This is a genomic window from Halobacillus aidingensis (assembly GCF_900104185.1).
GTDB lineage: Bacteria > Bacillota > Bacilli > Bacillales > Halobacillaceae > Halobacillus > Halobacillus aidingensis.
The window spans coordinates 46886-60568 of the sequence record NZ_FNIZ01000009.1; the positions used below are offsets into that span (position 1 = coordinate 46886).

Sequence of the window (13683 nt, forward strand, 5' to 3'; positions counted from 1 at the left end):
ATCCCCCTTTTCCGAGGAGGAGGAAGAAATCCTTAGAAGAGGGGGATGCTGATGTATTACCTTATGTGTTGGTTCAGTGAATTAGAACTTCGGAATTTGAGAAAGGATGTGTTCAAGGTCCTGGGTGTTTTCTGGTCTCTCAAGGTGAGACTGAAGCTGGGTAAAATGATCCAATACATCTTCTTTCCATATATTCATACATTCCGTGTATCTTCTCCGCCATAACTCTGTATAATGATCGACAACTAATGATTCGAGTGTTTCCAATTGAGCTTTCAATTCTCTGGAAATGATGGCTGACATGGAATCCTTCATCTCTTCTTTCTCATTTCTTTCAAAAAACGCTTTAGGGTTTCTGAACAATTTTCGCAGGCTTGCTTTTTCTTTTTCCTCCATGTCAACATGTCCACTGAGGATTGGAAGAGGAAATGTTCCTTCTTCGATCATTGACAGTTGAAGGGTCGGACGAATTTTATATAGATCACTTTCGATCCGCTCTTTCGTCTGATTCACTAACTGGTCCATGAAGCGCTCCATACGGACACAGACTGCTTTGACTTCCTGAAGCATTTCAAAACTCAATTCATCGAGGAGCTGCATCTGAGCAGCCTTCAATGACTCTTTGGCATCTCCATGGTTTTGAATGGTCGCTGGATTGAAATGTCGCTTGAACAAATCATTGAAATTCAACATCATTCGTTCATGTACGTAGTGAATCTGTTTACCTGCTTTGTTATGGATGGCATCTTCCGCTCCCTGGTCGAAGCTCTTCTCAAGGGTTCCGGAAATGTGATGTTGTTCTTCTTTACTCTTCTCTATTTCTTCAAGGCGTTCTTGTTCACTTAGCTGACTTGCAGCGATGAAGTTCTCGACGACTTGCCTTATACTCTTAATATCCTCATCAATCGCATGAATCATCATCTGTGCAAGATCTTCATGAAGGAAGGAGTGAAAACTTTCTTCAAACGCTTGAATGCCTGAATCCATATCCTTGCCTTCCATCTTTTCTTCCAGTGCTTGCAAACTCGAAATAGAGAAAAGTTTCGGATGACGAATTTGGAATTCATTCAATTGCGCTCTCACATAAGATTCCACCTGTTTCCGTTCCTCATCAGATGAGGCTAAATCGGCTGCATTAATGAGGAAGAACATTTTATCAAGAGTAAAGCTGTCCTTCACACGGCCTAGTTGTTTAAGGAACGTCTCATCAGCATGTGAGAATGGGTGGTTATAATAGGTGACAAATAAAACAGCATCAGAATCCTTGATGTATTCAAAGCTCACATCTGTATGACGCGCGTTGACGGAATCTGCTCCAGGTGTATCAACGAGAGTAACTCCCGCTTCCGTCCACGGACAGTCATAGAAAAGTTCCATAGACTCGATAAAGCAGGATTTTTCTTCCTTAGAAACATACGTAGAAAAATCATCCCATAAAACATCGATACGTTTCCCTAGATTCGGTTTCATACTCGGATAACCGTCTATGAAGGCACGTAAAAAAGAATGTTTCTTATGATCAAGCGCCTGCCAGTCTTTTTCTTTCAAGTTTTTAGTTTTCGTGTGTACATCTTGAAGTGTATGAGCCCTGAGGTCAAGGTCCTCCAGAATAGGAGATAAGTCTTCAAGCATCTCCGCTTCCATCTTCACATAAGCATCAATCGAGCGATCCGGTTTCTCCTCATTGGATGGAGATATTTTATTGATCGTCGCCGTGGTCGGATTGGGTGAAACAGGCAGGACCAGGTCTCCAAGCAAAGCATTCGCAAAACTGGATTTCCCCGCACTGAATGCTCCGAATAGGGCGATGGTATAATGTCTGTCATCCAGACGGTTCCGTTTTTTCTCTAATTGAGCATAGAGTCGCTTTGTACCTTCTAGTGAATGGATGTTTTTCAGTGTTTCATCCGCCCTGTGGAGCGCCTGTTCGATGGAAGATCCACTCTTTTTAGAAGGCGTAGGACGAGGATCAATCTCCTCTTCTTCAACGATCGAATGTTCAGCAGGAATTTCATCCGCACTCCTACGGATCATCTTCTCTTTCCGCTTCTTCCATGCATCCCTGATCCATAACGTATTTTCTTCCGTGGTTTCTTCTTTCAGGTATTCTTCTAGACTGTAACGGTATTCTTTGATCCTTTCATTTAAAACTTCTAGTTGTTTATCCATTTCTTGCTTTTTATCAGCCGCTTCAAAAACTTCTTTATGCTGTTCGACCATTTCTTGTTGATTGGCTGCAATTGCTTCGAGGAATAAACGCTTCCATTCTTGTATGAAACGCCGCGCTTCCTTTTGGATATCTTTGGATACATCATCGGTGTAGCGTAAAACATAAGAACCTGTGACAGACGCCCCTCGTTCGACAAGCGCATATAACCGCTCCCTCGGATAATGGAAGGTCTCCTTTTGCACGTGTTCAAGAAGCTTCTGGTCACTGACAGAATAGTGTTCCATCAACTGAAGCATTCGTTCACGAAGCGGCCAGTACAGGTTTTTCTCCACAGACTCTGTGAGCTTCGTGTGAAACGCCTGTTCTCTTGCCAACCGTTCTTCTTCTGTTTTCTTTTGTGTAAAAAGAATTCCCACTTTAAAGTCCGGTTGTACGGACTCTAAATAAGCCTCTGCATATTCACGAAGAGCGCTCGGCATAAGGTAGGCGTTCGAAATGAATTGACTGACTCTCTCCTGAAAATCTGCTTCTGCTTTTTCATGGAGAGCTTGTTGGTTTTCTAGTTGTTTGGAATGGAAAGGACTTTCTTCGATTATTTCCTCCCACTTTTCCTTTTCTTCTCGAAGTTGTGCCATCTCATCTTCGAGAAGATCCGAATAATGCATCACCGCTTCATCGGCAATCCATCCCACTTGTGTTTCCGCTTGTCTCTCAAGTTTGGGTTTCGAAAGGAGAATACGAAAGTCTTCCTTCAACGCTTGAATCTCATTGAAAGGAAGGGAATAATCTCTCAAGGATGTGAAGTAGATTTCTTCAGGGGTAATGCCCCACTTTTCAAAGGCGTTCGTTACCGTTTTTTGATAGTTTTCAATAGAAAGCTCTCTTTCTACATGTTTATCCACCTGGTTAATGACCACTGAAAAAGGTGTCTTACGCCGCTGCATTTCCAATAAAAACATAAGATTCACTTCAGACTGGACATGGTTATAATCCATGACATAATACATGTAATCCATCAAATGAAGAGATGATTCGGTAATCAATCGGTCGGCGTCATTCGTTGAATCCACCCCGGGTGTATCGACGACCGATACATGAGGAGGCAAAGACTGCCCTGGTTGTGAGATTTCAAGTCCTGTAATTTTCTCCCCATCTTTACAGAGCGCTTTAATCGTTTCCAGATCGATATCCGCATCATACCGGACGACCGTTCCATCCTGGAAATGAACAAGCGTATAGGGATCGCCTGTCTTCAACCGGACAATGTTCGCACTAGTGGGAATGGGGCTTGAAGGGAGAAGGTCATTATCTAATAACGTATTGATCAATGTCGACTTACCAGCTGAAAAGTGACCAGCAAAGCCAATCATCATTTCTTCATGAATCAACTTTTCATATAAATCCAATACCTTCTCTTGTTGTTCTTCATCTCCTTGATCTTTTAAAAAAGCGTATAAATTCTGAATTTTATCGATGCTTATATCCGTCAAATGGCTCATGTCTCGTCTCCTTTACCGTACAATGTCCTCCCTCATTCTACTCTTAAGAGCTATGTTTCCTCAAGAGGGAGATACTCAAAACGATGGGTCATCCATATAGGGAATCGCTGCATCCGTGTTCAATTCCCCATAAACTCTATTTGGAAGAGCTGTTCTTCCATTCAGCCAATCCCGTAATGAAATCACGGATGGTACTGTATCTCCACCGAGTCCGAAATGAAGAGTTAATGATTCAGGACTGTAACAAGCTGTATGAATCGTACCGGTCCATTGTTTATACCCATGAGAAAAGATCGGACCGTATGAGTCATTCAATAAATGAAAAGCCTCTAATTCATCAAGGATATAAGCTTGACGACTTTTCAGATCATCCAGTCTTTCCTGTGAATTGGACAGATGCCTGCGGTTTTCCTGGGCAATTTCTGTGAAGTGATTGGTACAAGCCACCCCCTCTTTCACGATGACCCCGCGAGGAGAGCCCTCAATAATTTTTGATGTGCCTTCTGCATCGAAAACGACATAGTTAAACGAATGTCTATGAGGGAGTTTCTTCAATAAGAGAACCGCTTCGCTGGTTGTTTTGCATGTTTCTAAGACCATCCTAGTCAGCAGACAACAAATAAACCCGTCTTCCGGGTGAATTCTGTTTACGAAATTATATCCAATACAAAGTCCGTGTTCGTTCATCCCGTCTGTGCGTCCTATGATGCGTTGGGATGGGCCAATGCTCGCATAGCCATCTTTGGGCTGAAACAAAACTAAACGACCCTCATACGTTTTGGGATGGTAATCGTAATTTCTGGCAAAGTACCCGTTTCCCGTTAAAATGGAACAGCCTGAACCTTCCCAATCCTGCTGATACCCACTGTATTCATGAATGACTTCATCAAGCGGCCATTGTAATCCTTCAGCAAGACCCCTAAGCTCATCGAAGAGGCCTTTGCAGTAAAGGTCCATTTGTTCTTTAACAACTTGAATGTCCACATCGTATCGAAGCCTCGAGCGTTTCCGTCTTTGTTCATGATGTTTATATAACTGCGTACGTTTTAATTGTTCTCCTTGTTCATACCCAAAGTCATCATAACGACCGCAAAACGCGATCAACTGGGAATAAAAAGGTTTCATTTTCTCGCCCATTCCTCATGTAACTGAGGATGATGAAGGATATGGTTGTGATCTGTTTCTTGAATGATGTGGACCTCAACATTCCAGTGCTCTTTCACGTAACGTTTGAACTCGTCATGTAATAGAACTTCATCCTTACTCCCAACATAAATGGATGCTCTATCTTTTATATCACTCAGCAATTCTGGAGGAATTTTTTCGAGAAACCTCGAGGCAAGGAGCCGGAAACTCAAGGTTAGTTTTTCACTTTTGTTGAATTCGTCCGGAATCTCCGCAACTGTCCTGTCATTGAATCGATGGATATTCATCTTATACAAAGTCATGAGAAGCATGACTTTTTTGTCAAATACTGTATAATCCACATCAGTTCGATCAGTGGACTGTTCTGTCGCATCCTCATGGTACACCGGTAAAGCAGGATGAAAGAAGGGAGCAATAAACAAGTATTCGCTGGCAGCCCTCTTGTTTTTTTGAATTAATCTCAATAGGTTGGCACATCCCATGGAGTGTCCAACCAAGGTAACTTTTTCATATCCTTTCTTTTCAATGAAATGGATGAAATCGAATAAATCATCATCATACTGCCCTATATAATCAATGTCCCCTCTCTTGGGACTCTTGTCGTAACCTCTCAACACAGGGAAATAAATATCAGCGTCGCGTAGACATTCATCAGCAAACGCTTCATGATGATGAAACTCGGCCGTAATTCCGTGTACGATAATAATCGCTTCCTTGGAGGAGGCTCTTTTCTTAAGAACCGCATATTGCAAACGAGTAAAATCCCTGGCTATATAACTGGACCATTTGGTCTCTGTCATTCTTTCCATCCCTTTCTTTGCAGGTACGCTCTGAATTCAGGCACTTTCCATTCTTCCAAAAATTTATATTCGATGGATTTCATATAATTTTCTGACAGGTATTTCGATCCTCCGCGATGAATTTCTTCAGCATAATGAAAAGGAGGTGCGATTTCAGCACGCTTTTCAATGACCGTAAACGAAAGGGCCTGGAAGGTGATTCCGTCGTCTCCTTCCACATGGACAATCGTTGGTCTGTAGACTTTCGTTTCTACCCCTTCCCTTTGATATAAATACTCACGTGCCTCTTTTCCGACTTCATAGACAACGCCTTCCACGTGAGCCCCGGGATCTTCGATAATGTCGGCTCTCGAACCGTCTTCAAAATGAGTGGAAAAAGCGAGCCTGTAATCGCTGAGCTTTCCTTTCCCTTTAATTGTAGTAAATAAATGGTCAACTCCATGGTCGCATAATCTGGAATTGTCCATACATGACCCGTAAGCAAAATAGTAGAGATGGTCGCTTTGAATGTACCGATGGACTTTCCAATCGTGATTGTGGACCACTTCCCCCTGTGCTTCACGCGGCCAATAATAAACAAACGCTTCCTTTACTCCACGAGGTGTGGAAACTTCGCACGTCTCTCGCACGAAATAAGGGTCCTCCGTTTCTTTGGAATAGCCTTCTAATTCATCCAATTCCTCTAGTAAAGACGATGGAATATCGTACAATTCTCCATAGGTGATCTCCTGTGCATCTTTTAGCAGAAGGGGATAATAAGAGTGACCCGTATATAACGTTCCTTTCACAAAAGCCTGTTCAGAAAGCAACGTCGCTTCTTTCATATAATAATGATTTTCCTGATTCTTGCAAAGTGAACCGTAAACAAAAACCTTCATTTCAATGTTCCTCCTACTGTAAATCTTTAGCTGATAAGAAACTCTTTGTTGATTTTGCATGAGTCACTGCATTTAGGACCGCTCCTTCAACAGCTCTTACAGCCATGACTCCCAGGCTGTTGTAGTCACATGTTACTTTTCCTGCTCCCGCAAAAAACATCGTATCTCCATCAACGAACGTATGGGAAGGACGGATGGTGCGGGAGAGCCCGTTATGCGACATGTCCGCAAGTTTATTTGCTGCTGGTTTATCTACCTTCGCATTCGTAACAACGGCCCCGATGGTCGTATTCCCACGAAAGCGATTGGTCTGCCCCTCCATAATTTGACTCATCATGACTTCTTCACTATTTAAAAACTTTCCGTCTTTCTGCAAACCGGCGATGATTTGGCCAGTTTCAGGGTTGATGACGTCACCAAAACAATTAACGGCGATGACAGCTCCCACTTTCACGTCTCCGATCTGAATGGCATAGTGCCCCAATCCGCCTTTCATACTAAAAGAAGGCCCTTTTCCTTTTCCAACAGTTGCCCCTGCACCAGCACCATAATTCCCTTGTTTCAAATGGGAATGCTCAAAGGCGGATGCTGCAGCTTTAAACCCCATTTTAGCATCCGGGCGCATCCCTTGGTCACCTTCTCTTAAATCAAATAAAATGGCACCTGGGACGACGGGTACTCGAGTCACCCCTACATCAAAACCGATTCCTGCCTTTTCCAAATATCTCATCACTCCTGCTCCAACATCCAGGCCAAAGGCACTGCCTCCAGACAAAAATAGGCCGTGAACCTGCTGAACAAGATTTTCGGATTTCAACGCATCGGTCTCCCTCGTACCAGGTGCCCCGCCCCGGACATCCACACCTGCCGTGGCGCCATCTTGACTCAGGATGACTGTACACCCTGTGTGATGATCTTCACTTTCTTTTTGACCAAAAACAAATCCCTCAATTTCCGTGATATCGATCTCTTTCATATAAATCCACTCCTTCTAAAGGTTTGCCGAATTCTATTTATGGGGAAACAAGAGGATAGATGAGGAGGTGGAAGAATGGAGAACAATCAAATAACTGTTCACGGCCGCGTTCAAGGAGTCGGTTTCCGTGCTGCTACCAAACAGATCGCTGAACAGATCGGTGTTTCAGGATGGGTGAAAAACCAGCCAGATGGTACCGTTCTTATTGAAGCGGAAGGAGAACATGGAAAATTACAGGAGTTCATAAAAAAAATCGATGAGGGCCCTACGCCATTTAGTAAAGTGGAAGCTCTCGACGTTAAAAATAATGATCAGATCAATGACTATAAAAAATTTAAAGTCGTACAATGAAGATGACCGCACCCCTGCGGTCATCTTTTTTTCCATTTACTTTTGATGCATGGGACGAACGATGACTTCATTTACATTCACGTATGACGGCTGAGTCACGGCATAGGCGACTGCACGGGCGATGTCATCGGCTTCCAATGGATCCATACTACGGTTTTTGAACATTTCAATAACATCTCCGTCCGTAATGTGGTCAGTCAGCTCTGTATCCACCGCCCCAGGTGAAACGTTCGTCACCCGGACTCCCGATTTAGAAAGTTCTTTTTCCATTCCCATCGAAAGAGCTTTCACAGCATATTTTGTCGCGCTGTAAACGGTACTGGATGGAAAAACTTCATGACCCGCAACAGAAGAAACATTGACGATATGACCGGACTCCTGTTCAATCATCGTAGGCAAGCTTGCGTGGATGCCGTATAAAACCCCTTTTATATTAACATCAACCATCTGTTCCCATTCATCCACATGGTCATTCTTTAAGAAGGAGAGCAGCATGACTCCAGCATTATTAATGAAAAGGTCCACCGTATTAAACGCTGATTTCGTTTCGGAAACGAGCTTCTCTACATCTTCTCGTTTCGTCACATCTGTTTCTATAACTTTTGCTTCGACATTGTATTGTTCAGTAATTTCCTCTGCCAGTTCATTCAATTTTTCTGCTCTTCTAGCTGCTAAAACGACATTCGCACCCTCATTTGCTAAATGATGGGCAATCGCTTTGCCGATTCCGCTGCTTGCACCTGTTATAATCGCTGTCTGATTTTTTAGATTTGTCATGAATTATGTCCTCCCTTGTAATCATTCCTTTTCTATCTACCCTTCATAAAGAATAATTATTCACCAAAGAACCAACTGAATCCAAATACGGCAAACGAACCCCGGTTAACTCGAATCTGAGTCTTCCACAGTCGGGAGCTTTAGTGAAAGAAGGAAAGTAAAGGGTGGTATGAAAAAGACCGTCTCTTTGGGAAAGAGACGGTCTGGTTATGATACTTATTGTTCTTCAAAGAACTTACGGTTAATCTCGATGTATGGAGTTTCTTCTTCTGGTACCTCGTCCTCGATATAAATCGCTTCAACTGGACACACCGCTTCACACGCACCACAATCTATGCAAATCGCAGGGTCGATATAGAACATATCTTTCCCTTCTTCGATACAATCAACTGGGCACACATCCACGCATTCTCCAGCTTTTTCATCTTTACAAGGGGATGTGATTACAAAGGCCATATCTATTTCTCCTCCTTTTATAGAATTTCGTGTGCTTATAAAATACTATTCACCCTTATTGGCTAAGATAAACACCACAATATACTATAACGATTTTGATAAAAAATCGCAATTCCTGTAGTCGTTCGACCATTTTCGCATCGAACTGAAAAAAAGGGAAAGAATGAAGTCAGTCTTCCCAAATACGTTCGACAGTATATTCTCCGCCTTGTTTTTGCACAAGAAAAACATCTGGACGGGAGAGACGCTTCCATTCATAAAAACCGATTTCACGGTTATATTTTTGCAGTAATAAGGCGAGCAAGTTCCCATGAGTAACAAGGAGAACGTTCCCACAATCTTCATTTTCAAGTTCGTCAATCAGAGAAAGGACACGTTTTTTTGCTTCTGTAGAGGATTCTCCTCCCGTTAATTTCAGCTCAGGATCGACGAATGTATCATGAAGGACTTCTTCCCAGTCATCCAATGGTTCACGGCTGAGGACACGCTCCTCTAAGCGGTCATCCATTTCGATGGTTACATTATTTTTTCTGGCAAAAGGCTTGATTGTTTCAATCGCCCGCAAATACGGACTAGATAGGATGCGGTCGATGCTGTGCCCGTAATTCTCTAAAAAAGTCGCGAGCATTTGGGCCTGCCTGATGCCCGTCTTTGTCAGCGGGGAATCTTCATGTTGACCTTCTGTTTCACTGTGACGCACTAAAAATAATTTCTCCATTGCTACCCATCCTCCCCTTTCCATCACTTATGTCCATTATGGCTGATGGAACGAGTGTTGACAAGGAAAGTTGTAGAAGACATCACTTCCGATAGACACACTTTCCTCTATGCCACGTTTCCAGTACTTTTATATCCTTCAACTTTTCTGGTTCTATTTCCTCGGGATGCTTGTCTAGGATTAAAAAATCAGCTTGATAACCAAGTTCTATTTTACCCTTTTCCTCTTCTTTATATTCGAGCTCAGCTGGAGTTTGTGTGAATCCTTTGAAAGAATCCTCTAGGCTCAATCTTTCTTGCGGCATCCAGCCGCCTTCAGGGTTTCCATTAAGGTCTGTCCGATTGACAGCCGTAAATATGGTCGTGAAAGGGTTCAGCGCACCGATGGGAAGGTCAGAGCTCAACGTTAATGGAATATGTTCTTTCAAAAGGCTTTGATACGCATCACAATAAGGCAGAAGGCTTTCCGGTGTCCATTTCCCTTTTTCACTCCATTCATCCAGAAGGAAAGAAGGTTGTGTTTCAATGTAAGGTTTCAACTCTCTCAACCTGGCAATCAGATCGGGGGCAAGCGTCTGGGCATGGATGATCCGGTGTCGTAAACGTTTCGTACCCTCCTTGGATTTCTCAAGCGCTGTGATCGCCTGCTCAACAGCTCGATCGCCGATCGCATGCATAGCAACCTGCATATTATTGTCGCTTGCATATTTGACCATCTCATCGAGCTGTTCTTGTGTATAAATCAAACGGCCGTCTGCACTTGGCTCAACAGGATAAGGGTTCCTCATGGCCGCCGTATAAAGCCGTTGGGTACCGTCTAAGAAGATTTTGAAAGAACCTACCGTTACTTGAGGTGTCCCTTGTCCTGTGCGAATATCATTTTCTTCAATATACTTTTTCATGTCATTGATATTGAATACATAATGGTGAAGCTGAGCATCGATAGGTAATGCTCCTTCTTGTTCAAGCTCTGTGTAAGCCTGCCACAACCGTTCATAAGATCCGATAAAATTAATATCATCTGTATGAACAGATGTGATGCCATGTTCGCTAAGATGAGGCAGCGCTTTTTTTAAGGCTTCTTTTGCATCTTCAGCAGAACGTCCCCAAAAATGGTGTTTGATGTAATGAACCGCCGTATCTTTGAAGCGGCCATTCCAAAGACCATGTTCATCTTTTTCTTTGAATTCATCTGGCTCTTTCTTAAAATCCTCTTCTTTTTTCAACAATTCCATTGCTTGTTCACTGATAACACATTCATGCCCATCCTGATGCATGAAGTACATATATGCATTCACTTGAATTTCATTTAAATCTTTTGCTGTTAAAAGGTGATCGATATCATCAAAGTTTCCATCATTGAATCCTTTTCCAAAGATCCAATCGTACTGTTGAAGTTCATCATAATGGTTCTCGACAACAGCTTTCATTTCTTCCCAGCTCGTTACTTGGGTAAGGTCTAATTCTTTTTTTAACAGCCCGTAACGGAGCAGGTGCATATGACTATCACTGAAGGAAGGAGAAAGGGTCCGTCCTCTCCCATCTACAACATCTTCCTCTCCATTGTAAGGGGAGTCATAAATAGCCACGATCTTTTCCCCTTCCACTTTAATCGCATAAGTGCGGTCACTCTCATAAGTTTGATAAGGCTGGTAGATCCTAATATTATCCAAAATCATGGCATACGCTTCCTTTCAAGAACTTTTTAATTACCCTTACCCTACTTAATCTTTTGTATAAACATGAGAACAAATCCCTATAATAAAGATTTTATTTTTCGAGAGGGACTTGATAAGGAGATTTTCAGCCATACAAAAAGCCAGGGATCAAGTCCCTGGCTTAACAGTCTATTATACCTCTTTGAAGTACTCCTTATAAAAACCGCCCATGCGGCCGGAATTATCAATGACAAAGTAAAACTCTTCACTTTCGTTTTTTACATCATACACTTTGCCTGGAGTAAGTACATTGTTCACGACGAATTTTTTTGCATCGTTATGAACACATTCGATTTGTTTGATGGTTTCATTGTTTTCCCAATTTTTGTGAATCATAGGACATCCTCCTTGGTTTCTGTGTACCTATCATACAATGAACAAAGGGATGACTCAATATTATAGACGATTAAAATTGGCCTTTATACCAATCTGCCGCTGTTTTCACTTCATTTTCTGTCAATTGATGTCCCATACGCTCCCAATGGACGGTGACATCCGCTCCAGCCTCAGTTAATAGCTCCTCTAAATCTTTTGTTTCTTGAGCTGGACAGATCGGGTCATTTTCACCCGCACCGATAAATACGGGAAGACCTGATTGTTTAGGGAGTTCAATACCTCTCCGCGGCACCATCGGATGGAACAGCAAAGCTCCCCGCAAGCTTTCTTTATAATGAAAAAGAAGGCTTCCTGCGATATTCGCTCCATTGGAATATCCGGCAGCGATAATATGGTTACGATCGAACCCGTACTCTTTACTGGCCTCATCAAGGAAAGCGTTCAGTTCATCCGTTCTTGCAATCAAATCCTCCTCATCGAAGACTCCTTCTCTTAGACGTTTGAAAAACCGCGGCATTCCATTTTCCGATACATTCCCTCTTACAGATAGAACAGATGCATCCGGGTCAATCATCTTTGCTATAGGCAGCAAATCTTGTTCTGTTCCCCCTGTACCATGAAGAAGCAACAAGGTCCGTTCTGAATTACCTTTTTGGAAAATATGTTTCATATTCATTGTGCTTCATCCCTTTCATTCTAATTTACATAATATTTTTATGGAAAACTAATCTCAACCTACCTTCATTTTATCTTTAATTCGAGATAATGTCAAAAAATCATATTCTTAGTTTTTTGAACAACCAGGGGAGCAGGAGGACGATCACCAATAAACGAATCGTCTGCAAAGAGCTCACTATGGCAGGTTCACCACCCGTTTGCTCTGCAGTGATGGCCATTTCTACAAGGCCGCCAGGTGCCAAGGCCAAAACTGCTGTCTTTATGTCCATGGTTGTCCACCAGCTTAATACAAAGGCCATCGCAATTCCCACTCCAATCATGGAAACAGCCAAAACTAAGAAAGCAATGCAGGTCTTTCCAGCTGAAATGATCTCTCTTAAAGAAACCGTATGTCCTAAGTACGTGCCTAAGAAAAATTGAGCAAGAGTAAAAATTATGCCAGGTAAGGGATAGAAAGGGACACCTGCTGTCTTTAATGAACCTATAATAAGCATGGGTATGATGACGAGCGAAGCAGGGATCCAGTCCCTCACCTTCCAGGCTATGAAGGCAGCTACGAAATATAAAGGAATGGTATAATAAGAGCCTTTATTCACCCCTTCCGTGACACCAGCAACGACAGCTGTTGAAACATCGAAATTTCCATGAGTGACGTAAAAAGGAATGATAAAAAGAACACTGATCAAACGTAACGTATGAAAAATCGTCACAAGCGCGCTATTTCCTTTCATAGATTCACTAATGGCAATCATGGCAGACAGCCCACCTGGAGAACTTCCTACAAGCGCGGTCGTTTTGTCTACAGTCCCAAACTTGGCTATGTACAAACCGGCTACTAAGCTGAGTGCAATCATCGCTGATGTAAGAATGGTATAAGGGAAGAGATAAGGACCGATAGAACGAAACGTTTCCGCACTGAATGTAAGACCAATCTGGATTCCTAGTAGAACAAAGGCGATGTTTTTTGCTGCCGGTACAGTTTCCGATTCCAATGCCGTGAAGTATTTAGCGAGTACAACGAACACGACCGGTCCCAATATCCATGGGATCGGGATGTTCAAAAAATCGAACAAAAGACCGCCTGGCAATGCGATCAAATAAGTTTTCATTTTGTTCGAAGGTTTCATGGAGCCACCGCTCCTTTCAGAAATCTAAAAAGATTAACGAAGAATGAGAGGAAT

General features: G+C 42.6%; 13 protein-coding genes. 1 reads left to right on the forward strand and 12 read right to left on the reverse strand.

Annotated elements, in window-relative coordinates:
- Positions 1–81: 81 nt before the first annotated feature.
- The 5 genes from BLS23_RS10470 to BLS23_RS10490 form a co-directional block, all read right to left on the reverse strand.
- The gene (locus BLS23_RS10470) at positions 82–3669 is read right to left on the reverse strand and encodes a dynamin family protein (protein WP_089652507.1); all 3588 of its coding nucleotides are present in this window, start codon (positions 3667–3669) and stop codon (positions 82–84) included.
- Between the two features lie 75 nt (positions 3670–3744).
- Positions 3745–4794, reverse strand: a complete 1050-nt coding sequence (locus BLS23_RS10475; RefSeq protein WP_089652508.1) for a C45 family autoproteolytic acyltransferase/hydrolase — start codon at positions 4792–4794, stop codon at positions 3745–3747.
- Positions 4791–5615, reverse strand: a complete 825-nt coding sequence (locus tag BLS23_RS10480) for an alpha/beta hydrolase (protein WP_089652509.1) — start codon at positions 5613–5615, stop codon at positions 4791–4793. Before BLS23_RS10480 ends, BLS23_RS10475 begins: the two co-directional genes overlap by 4 nt.
- Positions 5612–6493, reverse strand: a complete 882-nt coding sequence (locus tag BLS23_RS10485; protein ID WP_167356068.1) for a gamma-glutamylcyclotransferase family protein — start codon at positions 6491–6493, stop codon at positions 5612–5614. The genes BLS23_RS10480 and BLS23_RS10485 overlap by 4 nt, the downstream gene beginning before the upstream one ends.
- A gap of 13 nt (positions 6494–6506) precedes the next feature.
- Complete coding sequence (locus BLS23_RS10490; RefSeq protein WP_089652511.1) at positions 6507–7469, reverse strand: P1 family peptidase; 963 nt, start codon at positions 7467–7469, stop codon at positions 6507–6509.
- Positions 7470–7544: 75 nt separating this feature from the next.
- Between BLS23_RS10490 and BLS23_RS10495 the strand changes: the two genes are divergently transcribed.
- Positions 7545–7820 carry an acylphosphatase gene (locus BLS23_RS10495; protein WP_089652512.1) on the forward strand — a complete coding sequence of 92 codons (276 nt, stop codon included), beginning with the start codon at positions 7545–7547 and terminating at the stop codon, positions 7818–7820.
- Between the two features lie 36 nt (positions 7821–7856).
- Here the strand turns inward: BLS23_RS10495 and BLS23_RS10500 are convergent, their stop codons facing one another.
- From BLS23_RS10500 to BLS23_RS10530, 7 genes are all read right to left on the reverse strand, one after another.
- Complete coding sequence (locus tag BLS23_RS10500; RefSeq protein ID WP_089652513.1) at positions 7857–8597, reverse strand: SDR family oxidoreductase; 741 nt, start codon at positions 8595–8597, stop codon at positions 7857–7859.
- Between the two features lie 216 nt (positions 8598–8813).
- Positions 8814–9053 carry an indolepyruvate ferredoxin oxidoreductase subunit alpha gene (locus tag BLS23_RS10505; protein ID WP_089652514.1) on the reverse strand — a complete coding sequence of 80 codons (240 nt, stop codon included), beginning with the start codon at positions 9051–9053 and terminating at the stop codon, positions 8814–8816.
- 169 nt (positions 9054–9222) lie between these two features.
- Positions 9223–9771, reverse strand: a complete 549-nt coding sequence (locus BLS23_RS10510) for a histidine phosphatase family protein (protein ID WP_089652515.1) — start codon at positions 9769–9771, stop codon at positions 9223–9225.
- An 82-nt stretch (positions 9772–9853) separates the two neighbouring features.
- The gene (locus tag BLS23_RS10515) at positions 9854–11449 is read right to left on the reverse strand and encodes an amidohydrolase (protein ID WP_089652516.1); all 1596 of its coding nucleotides are present in this window, start codon (positions 11447–11449) and stop codon (positions 9854–9856) included.
- Positions 11450–11620: 171 nt separating this feature from the next.
- Positions 11621–11824 carry a DUF6501 family protein gene (locus BLS23_RS10520; RefSeq protein ID WP_089652517.1) on the reverse strand — a complete coding sequence of 68 codons (204 nt, stop codon included), beginning with the start codon at positions 11822–11824 and terminating at the stop codon, positions 11621–11623.
- 70 nt (positions 11825–11894) lie between these two features.
- On the reverse strand, positions 11895–12494 hold the full coding sequence (locus tag BLS23_RS10525) for an alpha/beta hydrolase (protein WP_089652600.1): 600 nt from the start codon (positions 12492–12494) through the stop codon (positions 11895–11897).
- Positions 12495–12600: 106 nt separating this feature from the next.
- Complete coding sequence (locus tag BLS23_RS10530; protein WP_089652518.1) at positions 12601–13629, reverse strand: AbrB family transcriptional regulator; 1029 nt, start codon at positions 13627–13629, stop codon at positions 12601–12603.
- Positions 13630–13683 lie beyond the last annotated feature (54 nt).